Annotated in this window: 23 protein-coding genes and 1 pseudogene; 6 read left to right on the top strand and 18 right to left on the bottom strand. The window is 36.4% G+C overall.

Annotated elements, in window-relative coordinates:
* From I589_RS01170 to I589_RS01160, 3 genes are read right to left on the bottom strand one after another with little or no spacing between them, the layout of a single operon-like run.
* Entirely contained in the window at positions 1 to 318 is a 318-nt protein-coding gene (locus I589_RS01170; RefSeq protein ID WP_010769974.1) for a PTS fructose transporter subunit IIB, read from the bottom strand.
* Positions 319 to 335: 17 nt separating this feature from the next.
* Positions 336 to 794 (bottom strand): PTS sugar transporter subunit IIA, encoded by a 459-nt coding sequence (locus I589_RS01165; RefSeq protein ID WP_010769975.1) that lies wholly within the window; start codon positions 792 to 794, stop codon positions 336 to 338.
* Entirely contained in the window at positions 795 to 2,270 is a 1,476-nt protein-coding gene (locus I589_RS01160) for a BglG family transcription antiterminator (protein WP_010769976.1), read from the bottom strand.
* A 505-nt stretch (positions 2,271 to 2,775) separates the two neighbouring features.
* Between I589_RS01160 and I589_RS01155 the strand changes: the two genes are divergently transcribed.
* Positions 2,776 to 4,071, top strand: coding sequence for an ISL3 family transposase (locus tag I589_RS01155; protein WP_010766954.1), 1,296 nt, complete (start codon positions 2,776 to 2,778; stop codon positions 4,069 to 4,071).
* Between the two features lie 137 nt (positions 4,072 to 4,208).
* Here I589_RS01155 and rplT read toward each other — a convergent pair whose 3' ends face one another.
* From rplT to infC, 3 genes are all read right to left on the bottom strand, one after another.
* The gene (gene rplT, locus I589_RS01150; RefSeq protein ID WP_010769977.1) at positions 4,209 to 4,568 is read right to left on the bottom strand and encodes a 50S ribosomal protein L20; all 360 of its coding nucleotides are present in this window, start codon (positions 4,566 to 4,568) and stop codon (positions 4,209 to 4,211) included.
* Between the two features lie 64 nt (positions 4,569 to 4,632).
* Positions 4,633 to 4,833: a 50S ribosomal protein L35 gene (gene rpmI / locus I589_RS01145; protein WP_010769978.1), complete on the bottom strand. Its 201-nt coding sequence runs from the start codon at positions 4,831 to 4,833 to the stop codon at positions 4,633 to 4,635.
* A gap of 71 nt (positions 4,834 to 4,904) precedes the next feature.
* Positions 4,905 to 5,426, bottom strand: a complete 522-nt coding sequence (infC, locus tag I589_RS01140; protein WP_010769979.1) for a translation initiation factor IF-3 — start codon at positions 5,424 to 5,426, stop codon at positions 4,905 to 4,907.
* Positions 5,427 to 5,726: 300 nt separating this feature from the next.
* On the opposite strand from infC, the gene I589_RS01135 reads away from it, so the two are divergent.
* Positions 5,727 to 6,785, top strand: a complete 1,059-nt coding sequence (locus I589_RS01135; RefSeq protein ID WP_010769980.1) for an FUSC family protein — start codon at positions 5,727 to 5,729, stop codon at positions 6,783 to 6,785.
* A gap of 424 nt (positions 6,786 to 7,209) precedes the next feature.
* Positions 7,210 to 8,040, top strand: coding sequence for a DUF92 domain-containing protein (locus I589_RS01130; protein WP_010769981.1), 831 nt, complete (start codon positions 7,210 to 7,212; stop codon positions 8,038 to 8,040).
* A gap of 65 nt (positions 8,041 to 8,105) precedes the next feature.
* On the opposite strand, the gene I589_RS01125 is transcribed toward I589_RS01130, so the two are convergent.
* From I589_RS01125 to I589_RS01115, 3 genes are all read right to left on the bottom strand, one after another.
* On the bottom strand, positions 8,106 to 8,852 hold the full coding sequence (locus tag I589_RS01125; RefSeq protein WP_010769982.1) for a tyrosine-protein phosphatase: 747 nt from the start codon (positions 8,850 to 8,852) through the stop codon (positions 8,106 to 8,108).
* A 13-nt stretch (positions 8,853 to 8,865) separates the two neighbouring features.
* Positions 8,866 to 9,570 (bottom strand): MgtC/SapB family protein, encoded by a 705-nt coding sequence (locus I589_RS01120; protein WP_010769983.1) that lies wholly within the window; start codon positions 9,568 to 9,570, stop codon positions 8,866 to 8,868.
* A 306-nt stretch (positions 9,571 to 9,876) separates the two neighbouring features.
* Entirely contained in the window at positions 9,877 to 10,578 is a 702-nt protein-coding gene (locus I589_RS01115) for a glucosamine-6-phosphate deaminase (RefSeq protein WP_010769984.1), read from the bottom strand.
* Positions 10,579 to 11,196: 618 nt separating this feature from the next.
* On the opposite strand from I589_RS01115, the gene I589_RS01110 reads away from it, so the two are divergent.
* Positions 11,197 to 12,723: an ABC-F family ATP-binding cassette domain-containing protein gene (locus I589_RS01110; protein ID WP_010769985.1), complete on the top strand. Its 1,527-nt coding sequence runs from the start codon at positions 11,197 to 11,199 to the stop codon at positions 12,721 to 12,723.
* 105 nt (positions 12,724 to 12,828) lie between these two features.
* On the opposite strand, the pseudogene I589_RS01105 reads toward I589_RS01110, so the two are convergent.
* From I589_RS01105 to I589_RS01095, 3 genes and pseudogenes are all read right to left on the bottom strand, one after another.
* A pseudogene (locus I589_RS01105) lies at positions 12,829 to 13,602 on the bottom strand (carbohydrate ABC transporter permease); the annotation flags it as partial.
* Positions 13,603 to 13,646: 44 nt separating this feature from the next.
* Positions 13,647 to 14,528: a carbohydrate ABC transporter permease gene (locus I589_RS01100; protein WP_010769987.1), complete on the bottom strand. Its 882-nt coding sequence runs from the start codon at positions 14,526 to 14,528 to the stop codon at positions 13,647 to 13,649.
* A 161-nt stretch (positions 14,529 to 14,689) separates the two neighbouring features.
* A complete protein-coding gene (locus I589_RS01095; protein ID WP_010769988.1) occupies positions 14,690 to 15,985 on the bottom strand; it encodes an ABC transporter substrate-binding protein in 1,296 nt (431 codons plus the stop codon).
* Positions 15,986 to 16,167: 182 nt separating this feature from the next.
* Here I589_RS01095 and I589_RS01090 point away from each other — a divergent pair, with 182 nt between their 5' ends.
* Positions 16,168 to 17,673 (top strand): response regulator transcription factor, encoded by a 1,506-nt coding sequence (locus tag I589_RS01090; protein WP_245561673.1) that lies wholly within the window; start codon positions 16,168 to 16,170, stop codon positions 17,671 to 17,673.
* Complete coding sequence (locus I589_RS01085) at positions 17,670 to 19,367, top strand: sensor histidine kinase (RefSeq protein ID WP_010769990.1); 1,698 nt, start codon at positions 17,670 to 17,672, stop codon at positions 19,365 to 19,367. Before I589_RS01090 ends, I589_RS01085 begins: the two co-directional genes overlap by 4 nt.
* A 271-nt stretch (positions 19,368 to 19,638) precedes the next feature.
* On the opposite strand, the gene I589_RS01080 is transcribed toward I589_RS01085, so the two are convergent.
* The 6 genes from I589_RS01080 to I589_RS01055 form a co-directional block, all read right to left on the bottom strand.
* Positions 19,639 to 19,899, bottom strand: a complete 261-nt coding sequence (locus I589_RS01080; RefSeq protein ID WP_010769991.1) for a hypothetical protein — start codon at positions 19,897 to 19,899, stop codon at positions 19,639 to 19,641.
* A gap of 145 nt (positions 19,900 to 20,044) precedes the next feature.
* Positions 20,045 to 21,457, bottom strand: coding sequence for a glycoside hydrolase family 1 protein (locus I589_RS01075; RefSeq protein ID WP_010769992.1), 1,413 nt, complete (start codon positions 21,455 to 21,457; stop codon positions 20,045 to 20,047).
* A gap of 15 nt (positions 21,458 to 21,472) precedes the next feature.
* A complete protein-coding gene (locus tag I589_RS01070; protein ID WP_010769993.1) occupies positions 21,473 to 23,329 on the bottom strand; it encodes a beta-glucoside-specific PTS transporter subunit IIABC in 1,857 nt (618 codons plus the stop codon).
* Between the two features lie 87 nt (positions 23,330 to 23,416).
* On the bottom strand, positions 23,417 to 24,250 hold the full coding sequence (gene licT / locus I589_RS01065) for a BglG family transcription antiterminator LicT (protein WP_010769994.1): 834 nt from the start codon (positions 24,248 to 24,250) through the stop codon (positions 23,417 to 23,419).
* 548 nt (positions 24,251 to 24,798) lie between these two features.
* On the bottom strand, positions 24,799 to 25,791 hold the full coding sequence (gene lacD, locus I589_RS01060) for a tagatose-bisphosphate aldolase (protein ID WP_010769995.1): 993 nt from the start codon (positions 25,789 to 25,791) through the stop codon (positions 24,799 to 24,801).
* An 8-nt stretch (positions 25,792 to 25,799) separates the two neighbouring features.
* The gene (locus I589_RS01055) at positions 25,800 to 26,255 is read right to left on the bottom strand and encodes a PTS sugar transporter subunit IIA (protein WP_010769996.1); all 456 of its coding nucleotides are present in this window, start codon (positions 26,253 to 26,255) and stop codon (positions 25,800 to 25,802) included.

Genomic DNA, 26,255 nt, shown 5'->3' with positions numbered 1-26,255 from the left:
TTAATCCTCCTTATTAAATTCATCCTCAATCTTTTCAATAAGCTGTCCTGCTGCTTTAACAGCAACATTTGTTGGAACTTTCATCGTTTTTTTCCCATTAAAGCGATCGTTCCCAGTTGTTTGAATATCAGTAGCCATAATAACGATGTCTGCATTTTTTATATCCTCACGTGTAAGCTCGTTTTCAATGCCAATGGTTCCTTGTGTTTCCACTTTAATCGTATGACCTCTTTTTTTGGATGCACTTATTAATTTTTCTTTTGCAATATAGGTATGTGCTATACCCGAAGTACAGGCAACTACTGCTACTAGTTTCATATGAACCCCTCCTATTTTTATTCCGTTAATAATTCGTATATCTCTAAATTAGTTGCAGCATTTCTCAATTTGTATAATAACTCTTCATCTGACAATAATATGGCTACCTTTTGAAGCATTTTAATGTGTAAAGTTGTTTCATCTGTTTTTTTCACAGCAAATAAAATAATAACTTCAACTAACTCTTCATCCACTGAACCCCAATCAATCCCCTTCTTATTTTTACCAATAGCTATTACCGTTTTATTGACTCCATCAGATTTGCCATGCGGGATAGCAATGCCCTCGCCTAATCCAGTTACTCCCTCCTCTTCTCTCAATAACACATCGTTTAAAAATTCTTCTGGATCTATTAAATAGCCTTGGGTATCCAATAAATTAACCAATGCCTGTAGTGCCTCTAGTTTTGTTTCCACATTCAACTCTTCAATAATTAACTCTTGATTAATTACCTCTCTAATATCAATTAATTCCATTTAAATTCCCTCCATCATTAATCGTATTGTTTCCTGATCTTTCCCTGTAAACATCGCACTTACTAAAGCCACTGGTACTTCTAAAATTAAGTTATACAAAGTAATATTTATAGTTGATATGATGAAATCTACGATAACTTTTTCTTCCATATATTTCTTTTTAAATTGGTTAACGGAGACGACATCGATTATATCTAACGTTGGAAAGTTTCTCTGAACCTTCACCTTTAATAATTCACTTGTTCCCACACCACTACTACACATAATAATGACTCGTTTCTTAGTTTTTAGTTTTTCAAAATCTTTAGCGAAATATAACATAGTAAATCCACTTTCATCTTCAGATATTGGCGCTAATGAATACTCGCTTGACAGGTAGTGGCTTAACTTTTCCACTGATTTGAATAACTCTGGGTATTCTTTTTTTATTTCCCCCAATAAATTATTAACAATAACTATCTTGTTTTTATTTCTGTAGAGCATCACTCTAAAATGATTAAAAAAACTTTTGTCTTCTTTTAAGCTTGAAAAATCTAGAGCCATATGTTGACTTACAAAATCAATCGCATCTTCAAATATTAATTTCAATTGACCATCTGAGTAGAGTTCAAATGACTGTTCTTCTATTCCCGAAGATATGATGTACTGAAATAAATAAAATTCTTCTATTTGATCAATTTTTTCTGATAAATAATGGCTTAGATTTCCCACTATTTTTTGAGAAATTCCATAAATTTCCTGATTTGATTCTTTCAGACTCACTTCATACGCGTCTAACGTCTTGTCCTCTCTATTCTTAGGAATAAATCCATTTCTTATTCTCATAACTAAAATATACAGATGCGAAAATATATTAATGTTATATGGATAAGGGATATTTCCTTTTATCTTTTTTTCAATTAATTCCAATTGAGCTGTTAAAAAATCGATATCGTACTGACTAATATTCTTATTGTCAATTACGTAAAAATCTGTATCGACAATAGCTGTTCTTAACAACATGTGATAAATTGCTTTTCTAATACTTTGTTCCTTACCGATAATCCGTATTTTGTTTTCTTTTCTTTCCAAAAGTAAATCGAACTGTTTCATTTTCTTTTTTATTTTTTCAAGATCCTTATACTGAGTTTCTGAAGATATAAAGTACCGTTTAAATAAGTTTTCTATTGAAATAAATAGAGGAGAACTACTTAGTAAATTCATTAGTACTGAACTAACTCTTTCCTCTGTTTCTGAACCGCTTTGCTTAAATATGGACCGATATTTTAAATAATTACGATAGTTCATTTTCATTCCCTTACCAATATAGGTTTCAATCAAAATACCAAATTCACTGGCTTCATTAATTTTATGAACTAGCCTATATACCGTTTTTGAAGATATATTTAAAGACTCAGCTATTTCTTTTGCAGTAAGTTTAGTATCTTTTAAGACAAAAAGTTCAAGCAGTTCTGATTCTTTTTTACTTAATTTCATAACACTCAACTCCTTAATAAAACAATACCATTAATTTGGTAACGTTTACTTTATTAAAATGTCCATATAAGTGGACAAACAAATAAAACCTATAGGCACATATTCAATACGTTTGCCTAGTAGTTTATCAATCAAATCTTAGATAGCCTTTCTTACATACAGAGAGAGAAAATCTATTCGCAAAAATCAACAGCCTGTGCTCTGACAAAAGAATAGAATTAATAAACAGCGATAGAGAATAAGGATCTGAACACACTTATAGAAAAAAATAGAAGACCAAAAATCGTAAAAAGGATTTTCGGTCTTCTATTTGGGGGAGCTGTACAATTTGGCTCGCCTCACTTATTTGATTTGGAGCCCAAAAAATCCGGCTCTATAATTTATGGGACTGATGAATCATAATTGATTCTTCAGTCCCATTTTCACTTTAGGTATTAAAAAACATATCGTTCTCTAGTATGATTAAATCACCACAAAATAAACAACTGAGAGGACGATATGCTATATGAATGATTCTATCAAAAAAATGCTGAGAATAATAGAGAAAGATTTGATGATTACAGAGGTCTCTTACGAGACCTTTCAGAAGGAAAAGACGTTGATCGTCGATGCTGTTCTCTCGCCTGCTCCTCGTGCGTGTAGAAGTTGTGGTTCTACTGTGGTAGATGGAAATGGGAAAGCAATTGTAGTGAAAAACGGGAAGAAGGAAACGATTGTCCGCTTTGAACAATACAATCATATGCCTTTGGTTATGCGCTTAAAAAAGCAGCGCTATACCTGTAAAAATTGTCGAACTCATTGGACTGCTCAAAGTTCTTTTGTCCAACCTAGACATTCAATCGCAAATCATGTCAGATATAAAATTGCTTCTTTACTGACTGAAAAAGTATCTTTATCTTTTATTGCGAAAAGCTGTCAGGTATCTTTGACCACCGTTATTCGTACATTGAAAGAGTTTAAAAGCTATTTACCAAAGCAATCTAAGAAGATTCTCCCCAGAGTATTGATGGTTGATGAATTTCGTTCGCACGCTTCCATAGAAGATAAAATGAGCTTTATTTGCGCAGATGGCGAAACAGGAAAATTAATTGATGTCTTGCCTACGCGTAAGTTACCTCGATTAACAAGCTATTTCTTAGGCTGTACCAATCCAGAAGAAGTAGAATTCTTGGTTACAGACATGAACGCCGCCTACTTCCAGCTCACCAAGCGTGTTTTGCCAAATGCGAAAGTAGTGATTGATCGGTTTCATATTGTCAAACACATGAATCAGGCGTTCAATGAGTTACGTATCCGTGAAATGAATGAGCTTCGTAAAGTAGGACAGAAAAGTCTGGCAGAAAAGCTGAGAAAGAACTGGCGCTTTCTGCTAAAAAATCGTGCAAACATCAACCATTATGAATACAAAACATGGAAAAGTTTCCGAGCGCCAAAATACCCGTTTCTTACTGAAGCAATGATGATTGATCGATTGCTTGGCTTTTCTGCGCCCCTGAAGGAGGCGTATCCCTTTTTTCATGAATTAGTTGAAGCCTTTCGAGACAAAGACCCTGACTTATTTTTCTCCTTATTGGCAGAACTTCCCGAAACACTAGATGACGGTTTTCGGAAGAAGCTTCAAAACCTTCTGAATTATGAAGAAGGCATCACCAACGCAATGATCTACCCTTACTCCAATGGAAAAATAGAAGCAAAGAACACACACATAAAGACAATGAAACGAGTATCCTACGGATTTAAATCATTTGAGAACATGAGAATTAGAATCTTTTTGATCAATCAATTAATCAAAGTAAGATAACAAAAAATCTGAGCCAGAATGAGGTTCATTCTGACCCAGATTTGATTTTGTATAACTCATCAGTCCTTATTGACAAAGAGCCAAAAATCCCCACTCAAACGAGTGGGGATAACGTTTCTATGTCAATGTTTATAAGCTTATTTGCTTAAAGCATCTTTTGCTTGGTCAGCTAACGCTGTGAAAGCTGATGCATCGTTTACAGCTAAGTCTGCTAACATTTTGCGGTTGATATCAATTTCTGCCAATTTCAAACCGTGCATTAATTTTGAGTAGCTTAAGCCATTCATACGAGCTGCTGCATTGATACGAGCAATCCATAATTTACGGAAGTCGCGTTTCTTTTGACGACGATCGCGGTATGCATAGTTATATGAATTCATTACTTGTTCTTTTGCTGTTTTAAATAGGGTATGTTTTGAACCGTAGTAACCTTTTGCTAATTTAAGCACTTTTTTACGACGTTTACGAGTTACTGTTCCACCTTTAACACGTGCCATGTTTAATTCCTCCTAATAAATCTTCTCTTTGAATTTTAAATTTGGTAAAGCCTTAATGTATGGCTTATTTCATTTTTGCTAATTGTTGACGGATACGTTTGTAATCGCCAGATGATACCATACTTGCTTTACGCAATTGACGGCGTTGTTTCTTAGTTTTACCGTGGAAACGGTGACTTGTAAACGCACGGAATCTCTTCAATCCGCCTTTACCAGTACGTTTGAAACGTTTTGCTGATCCGCGGTGTGTTTTTTGTTTTGGCATGACTAATTTCCTCCTCAAAATCTTTCATTATCCGACTGTGACTGTCTAACAATCAGTGAGTCAATAAAAACTTACTTTTCGTTTTTCGGTGCCAGCGTTAGAAACATGCTGCGTCCGTCCATTTTCGCTTTTTGTTCAACAGTTGCAATATCAGCTGTCTCTTCAGCTAAACGATCAAGAACTTTCTGACCAATCTCTTTATGGGTAATGGCACGGCCTTTGAAACGGATAGAAGCTTTCACTTTGTCTCCTTTTTCCAAGAACTTGCGGGCATTACGAAGTTTGGTGTTAAAGTCATTGACATCGATTGTTGGACTTAAACGAACTTCTTTAACATTGATCACTTTTTGCTTTTTACGTGCTTCACGTTCTTTTTTCTGCTGTTCAAAACGGAATTTTCCGTGATCCATGATTCGCGCAACGGGCGGTTTTGCTCCGGGTGCTACTAAGACAAGGTCTAAATTGGATTGTTCTGCAATTTGAAGCGCCTCAGCTTTTGTTTTCACACCTAATTGCTCGCCGTCTGAACCGATTAATCGTAATTCGCGTGCACGTATGCCGTCGTTAACCATCATATCCTTTGCTATGGTCATTCACCTCCAGGTTTATTGAGAGAAAGAAAAGATTACCTTTTTAGGCAATAAAAAAACGAGTTCTTCGTCTGAACCCGCGCGTCATTCAACTTACACTACTGCAAGTGAAACTATCTGGCCCAGTGACAAAATCAACTAAGGCGAGAAGCGGCGGCTTCTGCTTTTATTTCTCAACTTTATCAGTATACAGGCATTTTTGTAAAAAGTCAATACAATTATTCCTTCTTTTTCTTTTTTCTGAAAATACGATTACCTTTTCTTTTCTTTTTGTGCTACAGTTAATAGAGAAGGAGTGTTAAAATGGACCAATCATTTATAAAAGAATTAACAACATTTCACAAAACAAAGGATAATCCTTTTCGTTTAGTGGGCGCAGGAATCTGTATGCTTTCTATCCTATTACTTGGTTATGCATTGCATGATTTAGCCATCGGAAGCTTTGGCTCACTTGGTATTTTTACGTTTCTCTACTATCAAAATATTCCAATCAAACAGCTGATTACTCGTTTAAGCCTAGTTGGATTCTTTCTGTTATTAGGAAATTTTTTAGGTATGCTTTCCACCCATCTTTCTTGGACCGCACCGATTCTTGTAGGTCTTGTCGCATTTTTAGGTCGATTACTATTTCGTCTATTCAAAATTGCCAAGCCTGGTGTCTTCTTTATTGTCTTGGTAACGGGAATGGGCTCTAGTACAAAGATTCCCTTAGAATCAATTCCAAAAATGAGTTTCTTTTTCTTAGTTGGCATTCTTATTTCCATCATTGTTGCTTGCCTCGTTCAAAAAACAGAGAAGCTTCCTCCTGTACCAGTCAAAAAAGTGACCCTGCAAGAACGTCTATATACAGATCCAGCTTCCATTGTTGATGCATTATTTTATGGTGGTATTTTATTTTTTGCTGTTTACCTAAGCCAATCCTTGCACCTTGTGAACCCTTACTGGCTAGTCGTTTCATGTGCCGCTATTTTACAAGGAGATACGCTTCGAGCAATGATGCATCGGAATGTACAACGTATTTTTGGAACTACCGTCGGAATTCTCATTGCTTCTTTTCTTTTAAATTTACCTTTATCAACCTTTCAATCGATCATTGTGATTACAATGCTGTATTTAACCGTTGAATTCTTCATTCGCCGAAATTACGCCGTTGCTAACTTTTTTACAACCCCTATGACGCTCTTGCTTTCCATGCTTGTTCGTCATCAATATGTTTTTTCGCTCGTTCAATACCGATTTTTAGGAATTGTTCTAGGTAGTCTATTAGGCTTACTATCTGCTTGGATAATGATTACAGGATTAACCTTCTATAACCGCGCGTTTCAGCTTCACGAAATCCTTCATGATGATATTGAAAAATAAACAGCCTGGGGTAATAGAAATGGTCATTTGTTCCTCACACATATAATGCTCATCGAAAAGGAAACAATAACTTAAAAAAACGAAGGTCTAATGAGCCCGTTTTCTGCTGGTTACAGAACCTTCCTATCGTTTTTTATCACACAACATTTGTTCAGCTTCCATTAAAAACCAGTTGAACAAATGGTACGAATAGCACAATTGACGACTGTTTCTGTGCTTGATTATTTTTTTGAATTAACTAAACATACCCTATAAATAAGCAAAGACAGTGCTCACGTTCCAGTAACGTGAGCACTTTTTTGCAAACAGTAAAAAATTGCCTTTCTCACACTTTTTAAAAAGAGTTTATAGGACTGGTTATTCCTTTCTACGACTCTTCTTTTTGATAAAATTATGCTACACTTATTGAAAAAGGAGCGTTCATATGCTGTTAATTCTATTTTATCGAGCACTTTTTGGTGTATTTACAAGCCTGATCATTGGCTTTTTTGCTTATTTAACAAAACAACTCACACGTTCTGGTACGATTGCTCTGATTTTTATCGGTGTTCTTCTTACAACGATTGGCTCATGGCCCACGTGGGTCCTGATTGTTCTGTTTTTCTTGAGCTCTGGTGGGATTCATTTAGTAAAGAAACAATTATTTCCACAAATTGGCGACTCGATTGCTGAAAAAGGTGCAACTAGAGATGCCAAACAAGTGTTGGCAAATAGTTTTCCTGCATTAATTAGTCTAGTTTTTTATTTTTCTACAGCCAATGAACTGTTTCTTATCGGTTATGCCGCTGGAATAGCAGGAGCTGCATCAGATACATGGGCATCAGAAATTGGCGTATTGAGTCCCTCATCTCCGCGTTCTATTCTTACTCTTAAAAAACTTCCTCCTGGAACATCTGGAGGAATAACAATTTTAGGAACAGTTGCTTCTTTCAGTGCTTCATTTCTTCTCTCAGTGAGTTTCTGGCTTTTAATTAGTATAACCAGCGGGTTTTCTCTTGTTTCATTTTCTTATTTTCTTGTTCCCTTTTTTAGCGGAGCTTTAGCATCTATTTTTGATAGTCTGCTAGGTGCAGGGCTTCAAGCACGCTATGAATGTTCTGTTTGTCATCAATGGACAGAAAAAACAATGCACCATGGCAAACAAACAACTTTGATAAAAGGATTGCGTTTTTTAGATAATGACTGGGTGAATCTTATTAGCGGGTTCCTTACGGTCGTCACTTCTTGGGGCTTGTATTTTTTTATTCACCCCTAGTGATTTTCTTATACAAAAAAACAGGCAACAGCCCTAACTTTGGCTGAAACCTGTTTTTTTATTGATTAATCTAGGTACAATTCTTGAAGTAATTGGTAATCAGACGGACTTAAGCGTAACACTTCTTTGCCATATCCTTGAATGCCTCCAAAGTTTTCATCGATCAACTGGTAAGCATAATCTAAATAGTCCTTTTCTACTTCCATCGCTACTTTAATTCCTGCCAGCTGTCCTTCTGATAACCCTCTAGAGGCAGCTTCTTTTAAAAATTGCTCATTTGGTTTTTTCCGTTGACTGTTAGTCTTTAGATAATCTTCATAAATCGTTTCTCTTGGTACCTCTAGAAACTCCAATGTCAAAGCAGCTGCAACCCCTGTACGATCTTTTCCTGCAAAGCAGTGGAAAAGAACACTACCCGTTTCAGTCTTTAGCAATTCCTCAAAATATTCACGATAGCCTTGTTGTGCGCCTTCATTCAGAATTAGATTATAATAGATTTTTTTCATGTGACTATCGACTAACTGAAGATCACTCACATCCATCAAGTCTTCCATACTTCCGTTATCATGGACTTCTTTCATAATATCAATCCAATGATAGCTTACAGATTCTAGTTCATCATCTGGGCGCGTAGTGATTTCCTGTTTTCCGCGTAAATCAATAATCTTGTTCAACTCGTGCTGTTTCAATGTTGTACGACTTGCATCATCAATTTGAAACACTTCTCCTGAACGTAAAAGACGATTATGCTTCACTTTTCTTCCTTCTTTATTTTTCAAACCACCTAGTTCTCTAAAATTTGCTAAATTCATGAATATCCTCCTGTCAAATGGTTACTAAACGTAATTTTGTAATGTTCTTGTATGTAGATAGCTCTTCAATTACCTCCGCATACGTGAGCCCTCTTGGCAAATCAATTGTATAAATATTGGTGTAAATTCGATAATCCTCGACAAATTTTACATCAAAATTAACATCTTCAATATCAATTTTCCGCTCTTCAAAATATTGAGAAATAAAGCTCTTGGTTTCTTCGCGGTGAATATACTGTACCTCTAACTTTTTAGTTGTTGGGATATGGATAATTCGTTTGACAATAGCCAGCGCAAAAAAGATGGCTAGAAAGCTGGTAATAGCAATTGCGTAAAAGCCCATACCAATCGCAATTCCTAATCCTGCTACTGCCCACAAGGATGCAGCCGTCGTCAAACCTGTAACCGAACGTTTTGTGACGATAATCGTCCCTGCCCCTAAGAAACCAACCCCACTTACAACTTGTGCAATTAGACGAGCTTCATCAGATCGAATAACACCTGTCAATTTTGGATTTTCTAATGCTGCTTGAATCGCACCACTGGCAATTTCTACCTGAATCAATGCAACAATTGTCGCTCCTAAACAAACCAAGATATGGGTACGCATTCCTGCCGGACGACTCTTGTACTGTCGTTCAAAACCAATAACTCCACTCATTAAAATAGCCAGAACAAGACGTAAAACAATTTCCGGGATTGTTAATGGACTTACCATTTTTGGTCACCTCACTTCTTTAACTATACCACTCTTGCGTTAAATTCGCATCCGAATACTCATTTTCCACGGCAAATTTACTGAATAAATCAAGGGCTGTCAACTAACAAAAAAGAGGGTAGCCATAACTATCTAAGTTATGCTTACCCTCGTAAAATCTTAATAAAGGTTGGGAACAGAAGCGACTCACCTCTCATCGTCTTCTATGCATGGAATATGCTCGGGTTGAAGACTCTGAAAATAAGCTGAAATTACATCGGTACACTTCTATCCCAACCTCTTTCAATTGTACATAGATTCTTTGATTTATAATTTACTTCCTGCTGCATCATCAATGATAACCACAACATCTGAATGATTTTGTAACGCACTTGCTGGAACATGTGTCGTTACTGCACCATTAATCATTGCTTGAATCGCATCTGCTTTGTTTTCTCCATAAGCCATAAGAACCATTTTCTTTCCTTTTAAAATTGAGCCGATTCCCATGGAAATTGCTTTCGTTGGTACATCTTCAACTTTATCAAAATAACGTTTATTTGATTCAATCGTTGATTCAGTCAAATCAACTACAGCCGTTCCGCCATCAAGTGGTGCTCCAGGTTCGTTAAACCCGATATGTCCGTTAGTCCCAATACCCAAAATTTGGATATCGATTGGATGCGCATCAATAATTTCATCGTAATGCTTACATTCTGCTTCAGGATTTTCTGCTTTCCCATTTGGCACAAATGTTTCTTTAAAAGGTTTTGTATCAAATAATTGTGTATTCATGAAGTGACGGTAACTTTGTGCATCATTTCCACCTAATCCAAGATATTCATCAAGGTTGATTGAAACCATTCCACTAAAGTCAATATCACTTTCTCTCATTTCTTTATATAATGTTTCTGGCGTGCTACCTGTTGCCAACCCTAATACTGTTGCCCCATTTTCAATGCCTGACTGAATAATTTCAAATGCTTTTTTTCCGCCTTCTTCGGCGTTTTTTACGCGAATGATTTCCATCATGATTACCCCTTTATTGTTCGTTTTTGGTATAGTCCAATTATAGCACCGTTTATTAGCCAACGCAAGGAAGATTGCTCCTTTTTTCCTTGATAAATCGCGTAGTAGGTGGTTTTTCATGCATATTTCTTTAAATGAAAAATTGGTCTATTTCATTATTTATTATCAATAAAGATGAATAAAAGAGTTTCATAATAAAAAGAACAATTGGACTAATTTGAATAATTTCTGATTTTTTTCATCCAATTCAAGAATTTTTTTCACTTTCTTTGCTTGACAGAAAAAAAAGCAAGTGATAAAGTCTATTACAACAAACAAGTCGAGGTGTATGAACATGAATAGTCATATTAGTTTTCCTCTAATTAGAGAAGCAGCTTTTAACAACTGGATACGATGAAGCATTGTTAAAAGCATATACAATAGGATTTCGATCCATTTCTTCATCGAAAAACGGTCAATTTTGACGGGTTTATTTGTCATTCACGTTTTTCGAGTTATGTACTTGTATATTACGCTATCAACAATTGCCTTTGTTGATAGCTTTTTTCATTTCAGCAGAAAAGAGCATCGCTCTTTCTCTGCTATTTTTATTTATATTGATAGAAAGAAGGAACACACATGTTAACTTTAACGAATATTACCCAACAATTTGGCGAAAAAATTCTTTATGAAGGAATTGATTTACAATTAAACGCCGGAGAACACCTTGGATTGATTGGACAAAACGGAGCAGGAAAAAGTACCCTTATCAAAATAATTACGGGAGAAATTCTACCAGATGACGGACGAATTCTCTGGCAAAAAAATGCCCGTATTGGCTATCTAGATCAGTATGTAGAGGTTGATGAACATCTTAGCATTCGCGCATTTCTACGTCTTGCTTTTAAAGATTCTTATGAAAAAGAGGAAAAAATCGCCGCTTTATACACGGAGTACGGGGAAACGCTTGATGATCGATTATTAGAAAAAGCTGGGCAGTTACAGACACAGCTGGACCAAGGGGATTTTTATCAGATTGACACATTAGTCAATGAAATGAGTACAGGGCTTGGAATTGATGTTCTGGGAATGGACACACCATTGAAAAACCTCAGTGGCGGGCAACGTTCAAAGCTTATTTTAGCAAAACTCTTATTAGAAAAACCTGATGTTCTAATCCTAGATGAACCGACGAATCACTTAGATGATGAACATATTAGCTGGCTGACACAATTTCTCCAATCATTTTCCGGCGCCTTTTTAGTTGTTTCCCACGACCGAGCATTTTTAAACCAGATTACTACACACATTGCGGACATTGAATTTGGTCGTTTAATCAAATACACAGGGAATCTTGAGCAAGCCCTGAAACAAAAAGAGCAAAATCGTGAATCCTATCTGCGCCAGTATCACGCACAACAAAAACATATAGAGAAAACAGAAAGCTATATTCGGAAGTACAAAGCAGGCTCTCGTTCCACTATGGCAAAAAGCAGACAAAAACAATTAGATAAAATTGATCGTCTAACACCTCCTGGTAGTACGGCAAAACCAAATTTCGATTTTCCTTATGCACCAATTGTCACTACACTGGCATTGGAAACAACCTCACTTGAAATCGGGTATGAGCGTCCACTCTTGCCTCCGATTCAATTAACGATTCGCTATGGAGAAAAAGTAGCCATCCGAGGATTTAATGGTATTGGAAAATCAACGTTACTAAAAACATTAATTGGAGAAATAGAGAAATTAGATGGTGACTTCCATTTTCCTGAAAACACCAAAATCAATTATTTTTCACAGGATTTAGTTTGGAGTAATCCTTTTGAAACACCTTTACAATACCTTAGCGATTTGTACCCTAAGGCAACTATTAAGGAGCTTAGAAAGCACCTTTCAAGGGCGGGTCTTCCTAATCAACTTGCACAAGAACCCCTTTCAACTTTAAGTGGAGGAGAACAAACAAAAGTAAAGCTTTGCCAAATGACGATGCAAAAGGGAAACTTTCTTATTCTTGATGAACCGACCAACCATATCGATCAGGAAACAAAAGTCAGCCTGCAAAACAGCTTAGCTTCCTTTGCTGGAACAGTCATTATTGTTTCTCACGAGCAAGAATTTTACCAAGACATCGTTGATCGAGTCATTGAAATTCAAGCAGATTAAGCTAATTTTTTAATGATTTTACTTGAAAATGACAAACACCCCTCTTTTTATCGAACGAATAAAAAGAGGGTGTTTCTATTAACGTGTATTGAAAAATCATTTTTCTTATTTTACCGAACCTATCATGCCCTGAACAAATTGTTTTTGTAAGAGGAAAAAGATAAATGCTGTTGGCAAGGTGGCAATCACAATACCACACATCATCATCCCGTAATCTGGCGTGTATGAGGCACCCATCGCCGACAAGACTAACGGGACGGTTCGCTTATCAGGAGACTGTAACGCAACTAACGGCCATAAGTAGTTATTCCAGCTATTCATAAAGGTAATAATTGCTGCCGCTGCATAGGTATTTTTTGCAGTGGGCATATACACTCTAAAAAATATGTTCAACTCTCCCAGACCGTCTATTCTTGCTGCTTCTACAAGCTCTTTAGGGAATGATTTGATATTTTGCCGGAAGAAGAAGATAAGAAATGCCGTACAGATTGCCGGCAGTATAACCACCGTCATATTGTTAATTCCCAAAGGAGTCCCATTTAGCTGACTAAACATTCGATATAACGGAATCATGAGCGCTGCAAAAGGAACCATCATTGATAATAGAAGAATTGTAAAAAGTATATCCTTTGCCTTTGACTGGTAAATTTCAAATCCATAGCCTGCCATTGAAGAGAAAATCAAGGCTAATATTGTTGTAACGACTGCTAAAAAAGCAGAGTTTCCAAGAGCTTGCATAAAATTCAAATCTGACTGAAACAGGTTTTGAAAGTTAATAATTAACTGATTTCCAACCATAATTTTCCCTGCCGTTATATCCACCGCTTCATTTGTCATCCCTAAAATCATCCAGACAAATGGGAAGATGGAAAGAACGGACATCAGAATCAATAAACCATATTTAACCGTAAGTCCGAGATTCTTCATTTGCTTTCTTTCCCTCCTAATTTTGTTTGAATGATAGATAAAGCAACAATCGCAATGACAATGACAAATGATACCGCCGCCGCATAACCAAAATTCGGTGTAAATTTATAGCTCAAATTATAAATATATTGTGACAAGGTTGTCGTGCTGTTGGCAGGACCGCCCATTGTAATATTTTGCACCTCATCAAATAATTGAAGTGTGCCAATAGTAGAAGTAATCGTTGTAAACAAAATAATCGGTTTTAGATTCGGAATCGTTATTTTGAAAAACTGCTGCCATTTGGATGCCCCATCAATATCTGCTGCTTCATAAATACTCGGTTCAATATTTTGCATGCCTGATAGGAAAAAAATCATGTTATAGCCCGTCCATCGCCAAGTAATAGCAAAAATAATCAACACCTTTGCCCAAAACGGATCTGTTAGCCATTGAATAGGTGCATCAATCAGATGAAGGGTTGTTAAGATATTATTCACCAGTCCATTTGCAGAAAATAAACTTTTCATAATCAGCGAATACGAAACGAGAGACGTAATACAGGGTAAGAATAACGCCGTCCGAAAAAGACCCTTAAACTTTAATTTTTTATCATTTAGGACATTGGATAAGAGTAATGCTAAAAATAACATGATAGGAACTTGAATGATTAAGTATAAAAAAGTGTTGCCAAATGCTTTTTTAAAGGTTGTATCGCTAAGCATTCGCTGATAATTGCTAAACCCATTAAAGGTCATTGCCGATGGAGGACCCGATTGAAAAGAGGTAATCAACGCTGAAGCCATCGGTACAAAAACCAATAGCGTGATAAGAATAACGGGTAATGTAATAAAGATATTTCCATTTGCAATCCAGTTTTTTCTCTTTTTCGTTCCCATAGAAACATCTCCTTGAGTGGTTATACAATATAAGTAATAAGTACAATATAAAGCTAGAACAAGAGCCCTCTTCACAGCAGCTAGCTGTTGCAGAGTCAAAAAACAACGGGTCTGTTTTGATTCGTTCTCTTTGCTCTAGCCTTCTGACAAAACTCTCCTAGTTAATTAGCAATCTGTGCTTCTACCTGCTCTTGCGCATTAGCTAGCACTTGATCAATGTCTTTTCCACTAATAATTTCTTGTACGCTTTCTGTCAAAACAGATTCAATAGCATACGTATGATTTCCATAGTTAACCGCAGGAACTTGACCTGACCATGTAGAAAAGTCTTCAAATACTTTTTGGTCCCCATAAAAAGCCAAGCCAGCTTTATAGACATCTGTCTCTTGTGCAGCATTCATTGTTGAAACAAGCCCAATCTCTTTTGCTAAAGTTTCCATTAATTCTTTACTTGAAGCAAAGGTCTTATCTAAGAAATCAATCGCATTTTTTTCACCTGGCACCCCTTTAATCACATACCAGCCACCGCCGCCAATACTTGAGGCATGAATTGATTCTTTATTTCCTGCAATTGTTGGAATGGGTGCAATGCGCCATTGTCCGCTTTGGTCTTTTCCACCTTGAATAGTGCTTGAGTACCACGCTCCTAGAGGAGAGCTTGCCACATTTCCAGATTGTACCGCATTCACTCCGCCGTCCCAATCGGATACCTGCTCTGCTAACCCATCATTAATCAATTTTGCAAAGACTGTTAAACCTGATTTCAAAGAGTCGTTGTCTTTAATAGTGACTGTTTTTCCATCTTCGGCTGTATACCAATCCCCCGCTGACTGCATAATGATTCGTGCAAGTCCCAAGTCACTAGGATTCAGAGAAAGAAGCGCATGTCCTGTCTTTTCTTTTACTTTTTCTCCTATCGTAATATAGTCATCCCAAGTAATATCTTTTAAGTCTTCTTCGCTGTATCCAGCTTCTTTCAGGTAATCTTGACGATAAAACAGCCCAGCAACCCCACTGTCGAAAGGAACTCCATAAATTTTGTCCTCTACTTTGTTTACCGCAAATTTATATTGGGAAAAATCATTTTCGCTGACAATTCCGCTTAAATCTGCAAACGCATCTGGATAAGAAGATAGATACCCTTGAATTCGATAATCTTCAATTAATACAATATTGGGTAGCCCCTCTGTATTTCCTGAAGCCAAGCTGGTATTTAGTTTTTGAACAATATCATCTTGTGACATGGTTACCACTTCTACCTCAACATCTGAATTCTCATAGACTTTTTTGGCTTCTTCTACTGCTTTTATGTTGAATGTTTCATCCCAAGCCCAAACAGTAATTTTATTTTCATTTGCTTTTTCTTTTGCTGAATTGCCTGAGCCTCCTGAACTACCACATGCCCCTAACACCACGGCTAACGCGGTGATTAAAAAAACTGAGAAAACCTTTTTCATCAAAACCCCTCGTTTCTATTTTATTTACACTTGTACTATAATCTTTTTTTGCAAACGCATTCAATAGATTTGCAGACTCTGACTAAAATTCTACAAAAATAAGAAATTATTACAAATTTCATTTCCTTATGGAAACAGGTATACTTTAACTAACAGGAAAGGAGGAAGCATTTTTGAATAGAGTGGTAACCATATTGCTGGTTGATGATGAAGAAGCGATACGTGATGGGCTGAAAAATTTGGTTGTTTGGGAAAAAGAAGGCTTTCATATTATCGGAGAAGCAAGTAATGGTCGAGAGGCTCTGGTAAAAATCAAGCAGCTTCAGCCCGACATAGTGATTACTGATTTAATTATGCCCGAGCTAGATGGACTAGAGCTAACGCGTACCATTCAGCAGCAGTTTCCAGATATCCATTTCTTAGTGCTGAGTAGTTATGATGAGTTTTCATATGTTTCTGATTCCTATAAGAACGGCGCCATCGACTATCTGCTAAAGCCCACGTTAACACCTAGCAACTTATTGACTACATTAAAAAAAGTAGCAAAAAAACTGAAGACAACTGATGATTTGCTTTCTCAAAAAGAATTACTAAGTCAATCCTTAAATCGCGCTCTTATTGGGTATGTCGATCAAGAGTTTACAGATATAGAAAATTTTTTAGAAGAGAAAACCTATCATCTTCTCTATACAAATGCGCGCTGGTACCAAGAACTTTCTCACCTTTCATCGGTACTGAACACGCTTTGCCTAGAAGAATTTTCCATTCATGTTTTGCCGTTTTCTACAGGAAATACTGCAGCTGGGTTACTCATTGCCTCAAAAAATCAGGCACCCGTCCAAGAGTTTTTGGCTACTTCCTTCTCATCACTAAAAAATGTAGAACCACAGGCATTTTTTATTTTAAGCGATCCTTTTTCTTCTTTGAATATGCTTAATTTAGTTTTTAACCAGTTAAAAACACAAAGTGAAGGGCAACGTTTTTTCTTTAAAAAACAGCTGATTGCTTCACAGTCAGAGCTATTTTCATTAGACAATGGTGATCGATTTGACACAAGAAAATTTTTGAGAGCGCTTTTAGACAATGATTTTATTCTAGGTGTAGAAAGAATTGAAGAGTATTTTAATGAAATGATTCTCTCTTCTGTTCGCCCTACATTCTTAAAACAGCAAGCAAGCAGTATCTTTTACACACTTCTTTCAACATTAGAGGAAAATCATCCGAACCATGCACAATATAGTCAGCTAAAAACTGATTTTCTAACTGAAATTAGTAACTGTACTTATTTACAAGATTTTTCCTCTTTATTGCTGGTTATGACCGAATCTATAAAAAAAGAACTTGTTTCTGCACATTCTGATCAAGAGGATGAACAACTAGCTGAGCTCTTGCGCTACATTCAAGATCATTACATGCATTCAATTTCTCTCACTCAGCTAGCAGATATGTTTCATTTTAGCTATACGTATCTCTCTAGCCTTATCTCTAGTCGTTTACACATGAGCTTCTCTGATTATTTAAAAAAAGTGCGTTTAGAAAAAGCTAAAGAATTACTTTTACATTCAGAGTTAAATCTATCAGAGATTAGTGACGCAACTGGCTACTCAGATTTAAGTTATTTTTCTAAGACATTTAAAAAAGAATTTCAATTAAGTCCTTCTCAATACAGGAGGGATAACCGGCTATGACGAAGCTTCACTTATGGATAAAAAAGAATCAGCTTTTTACTTATTTACTCGCAATTGTTGTTGTGTCCGTGATTACTGTTTGTCTTATCACCGTTATGGTTGTATTAACACGCTCAAAAAACACCTACGTTGAGGCGAATTTACAAGCCAATACGATTTTACTAGACAAGATTCAAGATGACTATGAAACTTTGAACGAAAATATGAATCGTATTTTTGAAACAGTCGATAATAGTCAGGTAGTTGAACATTTTTTAAAAGAATCTGATAATCGGTCTCAAACCATTGTCGACCTGAAAAAAGAAATGAGCATGACCCGTTCCGTTTTTGAAGACACGCCCTCCAATCTTATTTTATTGGGAAAAAATGGACAAACTTTTTTCCAAAATGATGGCGTAAGGAATCAATCCATTGAGGACTTTTTAGCAGGCCCACTCATTCAAAAAGTAGACGAAGAATCAGCTGTCAGCCAATATTTTTACTTGGATTCTGGCTTGACTACCTCTACATTTGAAAAACCTGGGCTCCTATTTATCCGAAAGCTTTCCGATGCACAATCAGTTTTTGGTTATGCCCTCATCTTTATTAGCGAAGCGCATTTTTCATCTATCTATCAAGATTTATTAGACGCTAACCTCCATCAGCTATTTATTTTAGATGCAAATAATAATGTCATTTCTTCCAATCAAAAACAGCAGCTAGGCACCCATTTTGATGTCCCTGACTCTTCTGAAAAGGCTGCACAGAATGTGAATCAAAAACCTCTGTATTCTTATAATTTTATGCTGTACGATATTTTTAATGAAAGTAAATTAATTCAAAATATGAATCTAATTCAACCCACGATTTTAATTACTGTACTTGGGATTCTGCTGGTGACCATCTCTGCTTTTTTCGTCATTCGCAAAACAACACAGCCTATTTATCATCTGATTGATGCACTTCCTGCTGTGACACAAGGAGATTTTTCCCACACAGTGAAGCTAGAAGGAACGTTTGAAACTAGAGAATTAGGCAGAGCTTATAATCTGATGCTCCAAGATCTGCAATCTTATTTCGATCATTTGATTCGAACAGAGTCAGAAAAACGTTTGATTGAAATTCAATCATTACAAATGCAAATCCAGCCTCATTTTATTTATAATACCTTGACTGCTATCAAATTTTTAATTTGGCAAAACGATCAGGAAAAGGCAAGCACTGCAATAGAAAACTTTATTCAGCTCCTTCGTCATACACTTAGTAATAAAGAAGAAATGGCTCCCTTAAAAGACGAGTTAGCAATTGTGAATTCTTATATCAATATTTTACAGCTCCGCTATGGCGAAGGAATCCAAACCAATATTTTTTCTGATGAAGAAAGTGAAAATATCCCTGTTCCTAAAATGATTCTTCAGCCAATTATCGAAAATGTTTATCTTCATGCTTTTCCAAATGGCCAAGAAGGATTCGTTCATATCTTTTCTCGTGTCAGTAACCAGCAGCTAAAAATAGAGATTATTGATAACGGTATTGGATTTGAGCCACGACTCCACAAACCGCAAAATCATGATTTAAAACAACATTATTCAGGCATTGGTTTAAAAAATATCAATGAGCGCCTGCAACTTTTATATGGCTACAAGTTTGGTCTTCATGTACACTCTGAACTAGGAAAAGGGACAACCATTACTCTTTTACTTCCCGTACCTTAAAAATAGACTGTCACTTTTTAAAACAGCTGCTTATTTTTAAACAAACTTACGCTATTCCTCAAAGAGTTTACTTGATAAATTGTCTCTAATAAACGGCAAAGATAACTGCTCAGTGAGGGTGAAGTTGGGACAGAAGTTTATCCTATCTCCCTAAACAAAAAATCCTTTCAGAAATCAGCGAGCTTTTCTCACCTGATATTCTTGAAAGGATTTTTGTATGTTTGTATAATCGTTAAGTTCTTCTTTTTTACCGCATTTCCTTGTTTTCTTCTTACCTTTTCTTCTTCATTCCATACTTAAACAACAAAAAACTTGGAACATAGAGACATAAAGCTAATATTACAACTCCTGCAATTCCTGCAATCAGCATCTCTGTAGAAAAAGGTTTCGGATTTTGAATAATATTTTGACTAACTGTCCATACACTAAATACAATGGAAAGACCAATCAAAAACTTTTTTGCTATTTCTGCTTTTAGATTTTTTGACTCAACGAAATATATTAGTAGCATTGTAATAATCACTATATTCATCTTTTTTCCTCCTAATAGTTAATTACTTGATGTCTTTATCTTATCAAGGTTGTGCTCATTAGGATACCCACAAAAGAGGAAGGAAATACTACAAAAATGTAAGGTAGGAGGTCGTAGCTGTTTTGACCTAACCTCCGAAGTTTATTTAGTTGTCCATTAAGCTTTCTCCATTGGAAGCAATCACTTCTTTGTACCAATAGAAGCTTTTTTTCTTGTAGCGGTTTAGTGTGCCGCTGCCATCCTCTTGTCGATCAACATAAATCAAGCCATATCTTTTTTTCAATTCTGCTGTTGTAAAACTCACTAAATCAATACAGCCCCATGAGGTATAACCCATAATTTCTACACCATCTTTGATTGCTTCACCTACTTGAACAAGATGGTCATTCATATATTGAATGCGATAGTCATCTATCACTGTTTTCGTTCCATCTTCAAGTGTTACTAGCTCATCAACTGCACCTAATCCATTTTCTACAATAAATAGTGGTTTTTGGTAGCGGTCATATAGATTATTTAAGTAGTAACGCAGCCCTTCTGGATCAATCTGCCAGCCCCATTCACTTGCTTCTAAATAAGGATTCGGCACGCCACCTAAAATGTTGCCTTCACCAGTTTCCATCGCTGGATCTGTAGATTCACAGGTAGACATATAATAGCTGAAAGAAATAAAATCAACCGTCTCTTTTAAATCCTCCAAATCTTCAGAGGTAATGGTTAAGTGAATATTTTGTTCTTGGAAGAAACGCTTAGTGTAAGTTGGATAATAGCCTCTCACTTGAATATCTGAAAAATAATAATTTTCCCGTTCTGCTTCTAAAGACTTCCAGACATCCTTGGGTGCTGGGGTTAACGGATAAACAGGCATACCTAAAACCATGCAGCCGATTTGAGCCTGCGGACTAATTTCATGACAAGCTTTTACAGCTTTTGCGCTTGCTACTAGCTCATGATGAATTGCTTGATAGATATCCTGTTTACTTAACTCTGCTAACGGAGTATAAATTCCGCCACTTAAAAATGGTGCATGAGTAATGGAATTAATTTCATTAAAGGTTAGCCAATAGTTTACCTTGTCCTTGTAGCGGGTAATAACTGTTCGCGCATAGTGCTCAAAAAAACCAATTAATTCTCGGCTACGCCAGCCATCATATGTTTTTGACAAATGAAGTGGCGTTTCATAGTGTGACAGCGTGACTAAAGGTTCTATGCCATATTTGGCACATTCATCAAAGACATCATCATAAAAAGCTAGTCCTGCTTCATTAGGTTCCGTTTCGTCTCCCATAGGAAAAATTCTTGACCAGGCAATCGATAAGCGAAACACCTTAAAGCCCATTTCTGCGAATAAACGAATATCTTCTTTGTAGCGATGATAAAAATCAATCCCTACTAATTTAAGATTATCCTCTGTAGGTTCATTGGTTGGTCTGCCCTTCCACCCTTTCGGTGCAACATCCTCCACACTTAAACCTTTTCCGCCTTCATTGTAGGCACCCTCTGCCTGATTCGCTGCTATTGCGCCGCCCCACAAAAAATTTTCTGGAAATGTATTCATTATTTATTTTCCTCCTTACACCACGTATATAATTGCTTCATTTTCAGTTGTATTGGTCATTTCATCTTTTGCTACTACATCAATATATTGGTTTGTATTTGTTACGACAACAGGTGTAATACTATCGTAGCCTGCCGCATTAATCTTTTCAAAATCTGCTTTTAATAAGAGTTGTCCTTTTTCAACATGGTCTCCAGCCTCAACGAAGCTTTCAAAGTATTTTCCATTCAATTCAACCGTATCAATTCCGACATGAATCAACAATTCAATACCTGAATCACTTACCAGACCAATCGCATGTTTTGTAGGGAATATAGCAGCAATCGTTCCGCTAAAAGGTGCCACAATTTGATTTTCTTTTGGAAGAATTGCAATTCCTTCTCCCATCATTTTTGTAGAGAATGCTGAATCGTTTACTTTTTCTAGGGGAACAACTTCTCCATTTACTGGAGAAAATACTTTTTTAGGATCATGACTTCCGCCTTCAATCGTTGAAGGGACAACTGTTTCTTCCATTTGCTCACTCTCTTCATCAAAGCCGAAAACGATGGTTAATACAAACGTAATTACAATCGATGCTATCGCAACAATAATTGCATTAATAATATTCCCGTTGCCATCTCCACCAATGAATTGAGGAAGAGCGACTAAAGAAGGGACAGCAAATGCATAAGCAGAAAGTCCAGTGAAGCCCATGTACACTCCGCAAATCCCGCCAGCAATCATTGCAGCATAAAGAGGTTTTTTATATTTCAGCGTCACGCCATATAAAGCTGGTTCTGTTACTCCCGCCAGCAAAGCAGAGATTCCTGAAGCTAAAGCAACTGTTTTTAAGTTTTTATTTTTTGCTTTCATTGATACCGCAAGACATGCCGCTCCTTGTGCTAAATTTGCAGCCAACATTGCAGGTAAAATTAAGACATCTGGTGCTTGAACAGAAGCAATTAAAAAGATAGGAGCAAACGCCCAATGCATCCCTGTCATAACAATTAGCGGCATAAAAGCACCCATTAATCCTAGTGCTAAGAAACCAGCCTTACCTTGAATCCACAAAATAATCGTTGAAAGTAATTGACCTGCATACGTGCCTAGAGGACCAACAACTACCAAAGCCAAGATTCCTGAAATAACGATGACCAATAGCGGTTTTAAAAAGCTTTTTAGAACAGTCGGAATCAAACGATCAAAGACTCCTTCAATATACTTCATCAGCCAAACCATCAATAAAATAGGGATCACAGATGAACTGTACGTTGCTAATGTAATAGGTAAGCCAAATATACTCACTGCATCCCCTTTTCCAACCATTTCAGTAAAGTTGGGATGTAACATAATTCCTCCTACGGTTACTGCCAGCATGGGTGTCACACCAAATTTTTGTGCTGCTGTATACGCCAGCATAATTGGCATGAAATAAAATGGAGCATCCCCAAAAAAGGTTAACACTTGGAAGGTTTGAGAAGTATCACTCATCCAGCCTAATAAAGGAAGTAAAATTAATAATACTTTAATCATCCCACCTCCGATAAGTGCAGGAATCAATGGCGACATACAGCCCGAAATCACATCAACAAACGCATCAAAAAGATTTTTCTTTTCTGCTGTTTCTGTCACTGATTCATTATTAAAATTACCTAATTTAGTAAATGCCTTATAGTAATTCGCGACGTCATTTCCCATGACAATTTGATACTGTCCCCCCTTTTTCATAACACCCATCACACCAGGGATTTTCTTTACTTTTTCATCGTTTACCAGCTTCTCATCTTTTAAGACAAATCGAAGACGCGTCATACAGTGCGTCACTGATTGTATATTTTCTTCATTGCCAATTTCATGCAAAATAGTCTTTGCTGATTCTGAATAGTTCATCTTTTCTCCTCCTAATAAAAAAGGACCTAAAATAGACTGAATCATCAGTCTTATCTTAGGTCATGCTCCGTTTGGATAACAATCCTGTTATAAATTTTTCGTAATTCTTCTGATATGTGCTGTTAAATACAATAGTTCTGTCGAGCTTAGGTCATACCTATATTCAGCCTCTACAAATGCTTTGATTTTCAATGCACATTGATATTCATTGTGATATTTTTTTTTAAGTGTTTCAAGAAGCTCTGCATCGGCATCATCATAATGATCTCCCATTAATACGCGTTGTGAAAAGAACTTCACATGTGTGATAAACCGATAATAATCTAGTGAGGTTTCATCAAATTCTGTTCGATAATAGTCCTTCACAATTTTTTCGATTTGCTTGGTGATTTCTGCGATATCATAGGCAAGCCCATTTCCTTGAGTCAATTCCGCGTTGACAAAATGAGTCGCTATAAAGGCTGCCTCATCAATTTCTAAGCTTACGTTTAACTCATTTCGAATAATCTCAATTGCTTTTTCTCCAACCGCGTATTCATCGGGATAAAATCTGGCAATATCCCATCTCAAAGGATTTTTTAAGATAATCCCTTCTTTGTAGCGCTCGATGGTAGAATGTACATGGTCCGTCAAATTGACGTAAATAATTTCATTTAAACTTTTCCCAAGTTTAATTTTTCCAAAGTTAATGATTTTTTCAGAAACTAAAATTTGCTCCATAGGAACATCAATCATCAGTTCTGTAAATCGACTTTGGGTTGCTTTATCATGCAAAATAAAGGTTTTCTCGACAGTTTCTATCTCAACGTCTTCCCCTTTTTTCTTTCCAAAAGCAATCCCTTTACCCATTAGTAAAACATCTAGCCCTTTGCTGTTGCTAGATATCACTGTATTATTGTTTAGCACTCGTTTTATGATCATAATTATCCCCGCTAATCATTGCAATAAAAAAGCCCACTTACCTGCACGACATTTCTGTGCCACGTAAATAGGTCCTGCTCACATTTCTGCGATAACATCCATTTTTCATTTTTGAAAGACTCGTCCTGCTTACCCGAAGTAATAACATCTCGCCTTGTGTCAAATAGTATCACTTTCTGAAACCGATGTCAATCCAGTTTTTCCACAATTGACATTTTTTAATAAGAGACACATTCATTATTTGATAAATCTTCTATCTTTTCGAATAAAATTTTTAACTATTTTAACAAAGTAGTAGAGAGAAATCACTGAGAAAATAGAAGAAAGAAGAGAACGAGGTCGCAAACAGCAGTGTATCGTTCTAAGAACCAATTAAGTACTATATATAAAAGTTATTGAGAACGATCCTTCAATTCTCCGTCTCGCTTTTAGCGATTGATGAAAGCGAGATGCAGTGAAGATGAGTCACACCTCTTCCCAATATTTAGAGGGTGGAACTTAATTAGTTATATCCCACCCTCAACTCTTTTTATCCGTCGTTTCTTCTTTTAATTTAATTTTTTATGCCAAGTTGTTGCGGTATCAGCCAACGTTTCATTCAATGCATCCATATTTTGTTTTCCAGTTGTACGAAGCCATTTTCGAGTCGCTGTTTCTCCCTCTTTAACAAATACACTTACTCCGTCTTTCCATGTTGCACGACCACAAAGAACACCATTGAATTGAGAGCCCGATTCCTTTGCAAAATATAGTGTCTCTTGAAACAGTTTGGCACTGACACCTGCACTTAAGAAAATATATGGCAGGTCTGTTTTCTCACTTTGTTCTTTAAAATGCTTCATTGCTTCTTCTTTTGTATAAACGACATCCTCTAGCGATTTAGCAAATCCTTCGACATAGTTCATATTAACCGGAACTTCCATTTTTAATACATCTACATTGTAGCGTTCTTTTGAAAATTCAGCCATCATATCGTTTACTTTATGAGGTTTAACTTTTGCAAATTCTTTACTAGTATTATCTGAGTTTTTAGCATCATAAGACAACAGCTCTAGGTAAAAAGGAATATCCTCGGCTATACACTCAGAACCAATACGTTCCACAAAAGCATGTTTACGTTCATTAATTTCTGCTGACTCATCGACATCATAGTAAAGTAAAAATTTGACCGCATCTGCGCCAGCTTCTTTTAATCTTAAAGCAGAGTATTCATGAATTAAATCTGGGAAACGCCCAGCCTCCGTTGCGTCATAACCTGTTTGTTCATAAGCCAACAACAAGCCCGATTCAGGTACTTTTACTTTTGAAGCTGGCAATCCGTATTCTGGATCTAATAAAATAGAAGATGAATACGCCGTTAGCTCTTCAGACACCAACTTTTTAAAGTCAACAATTGCTTGCTCTACATCCCCTTCAAATCCTTCAGAAGCAAGCATTTTTTTTAATGCCCCACGTTGATCAATTGCAAGAGCTGCAATAATCCCTTCCTTAGTTGATAGTTGATTCATAAATTTTAATTTGTTTTCACTTATTTTTTTCATGTATCTAGTTACGCTCCTTTTAAATGCTCTTCTAAAATCGTATAAATAGCTTCTTTATTTTCCGCTTGAAGTAGTTCTGTTTTTATCTCATCTTTCATTAACATACGAGCGATGGTTGACAATACTTTTAAATGTGTAGTCCCAGCTTCACCATCAGGAATTAACAAGCTGACAATTAGTCGAACTGGCTGCCCATCCATTGACTGCCACTCAATCCCTTCGTTTGTTCGAATAATGAAAACTCCTGGTTTAGTAATTTTTTTTGACTGACAATGGGGGATGGCAATTCCATCCATCATCCCCGTTGTTCCTTCCAGTTCTCTTTCATTTAACCCTTTGACAACTTCACTAATAGAAGTGCTGTATCCATGCGTTTGTGCAAGCTCTGCAATAACTGAAAAAGCTTCTTGCTGTGAGAATATCTCTTGGTTTAACTTTATGTTATCTATTGAAATGATTGACAT

Source organism: Enterococcus phoeniculicola ATCC BAA-412 (assembly GCF_000407505.1).
In the GTDB taxonomy this organism is placed as follows: domain Bacteria; phylum Bacillota; class Bacilli; order Lactobacillales; family Enterococcaceae; genus Enterococcus_K; species Enterococcus_K phoeniculicola.
The sequence above is the reverse complement of the archived record's forward strand: the minus strand, read 5'-3'. Positions and strand labels throughout refer to the sequence as shown.

Coding starts and splice junctions, on each gene's coding strand:
- I589_RS01170 (WP_010769974.1), bottom strand. CDS start 318: ATGAAACTAGTAGCAGTAGTTGCCTGTACTTCGGGTATAGCACATACC.
- I589_RS01165 (WP_010769975.1), bottom strand. CDS start 794: ATGGAATTAATTGATATTAGAGAGGTAATTAATCAAGAGTTAATTATT.
- I589_RS01160 (WP_010769976.1), bottom strand. CDS start 2,270: ATGAAATTAAGTAAAAAAGAATCAGAACTGCTTGAACTTTTTGTCTTA.
- I589_RS01155 (WP_010766954.1), top strand. CDS start 2,776: ATGAATGATTCTATCAAAAAAATGCTGAGAATAATAGAGAAAGATTTG.
- rplT (WP_010769977.1), bottom strand. CDS start 4,568: ATGGCACGTGTTAAAGGTGGAACAGTAACTCGTAAACGTCGTAAAAAA.
- rpmI (WP_010769978.1), bottom strand. CDS start 4,833: ATGCCAAAACAAAAAACACACCGCGGATCAGCAAAACGTTTCAAACGT.
- infC (WP_010769979.1), bottom strand. CDS start 5,426: ATGACCATAGCAAAGGATATGATGGTTAACGACGGCATACGTGCACGC.
- I589_RS01135 (WP_010769980.1), top strand. CDS start 5,727: ATGGACCAATCATTTATAAAAGAATTAACAACATTTCACAAAACAAAG.
- I589_RS01130 (WP_010769981.1), top strand. CDS start 7,210: ATGCTGTTAATTCTATTTTATCGAGCACTTTTTGGTGTATTTACAAGC.
- I589_RS01125 (WP_010769982.1), bottom strand. CDS start 8,852: ATGAATTTAGCAAATTTTAGAGAACTAGGTGGTTTGAAAAATAAAGAA.
- I589_RS01120 (WP_010769983.1), bottom strand. CDS start 9,570: ATGGTAAGTCCATTAACAATCCCGGAAATTGTTTTACGTCTTGTTCTG.
- I589_RS01115 (WP_010769984.1), bottom strand. CDS start 10,578: ATGGAAATCATTCGCGTAAAAAACGCCGAAGAAGGCGGAAAAAAAGCA.
- I589_RS01110 (WP_010769985.1), top strand. CDS start 11,197: ATGTTAACTTTAACGAATATTACCCAACAATTTGGCGAAAAAATTCTT.
- I589_RS01100 (WP_010769987.1), bottom strand. CDS start 14,528: ATGGGAACGAAAAAGAGAAAAAACTGGATTGCAAATGGAAATATCTTT.
- I589_RS01095 (WP_010769988.1), bottom strand. CDS start 15,985: ATGAAAAAGGTTTTCTCAGTTTTTTTAATCACCGCGTTAGCCGTGGTG.
- I589_RS01085 (WP_010769990.1), top strand. CDS start 17,670: ATGACGAAGCTTCACTTATGGATAAAAAAGAATCAGCTTTTTACTTAT.
- I589_RS01080 (WP_010769991.1), bottom strand. CDS start 19,899: ATGAATATAGTGATTATTACAATGCTACTAATATATTTCGTTGAGTCA.
- I589_RS01075 (WP_010769992.1), bottom strand. CDS start 21,457: ATGAATACATTTCCAGAAAATTTTTTGTGGGGCGGCGCAATAGCAGCG.
- I589_RS01070 (WP_010769993.1), bottom strand. CDS start 23,329: ATGAACTATTCAGAATCAGCAAAGACTATTTTGCATGAAATTGGCAAT.
- licT (WP_010769994.1), bottom strand. CDS start 24,250: ATGATCATAAAACGAGTGCTAAACAATAATACAGTGATATCTAGCAAC.
- lacD (WP_010769995.1), bottom strand. CDS start 25,791: ATGAAAAAAATAAGTGAAAACAAATTAAAATTTATGAATCAACTATCA.
- I589_RS01055 (WP_010769996.1), bottom strand. CDS start 26,255: ATGTCAATCATTTCAATAGATAACATAAAGTTAAACCAAGAGATATTC.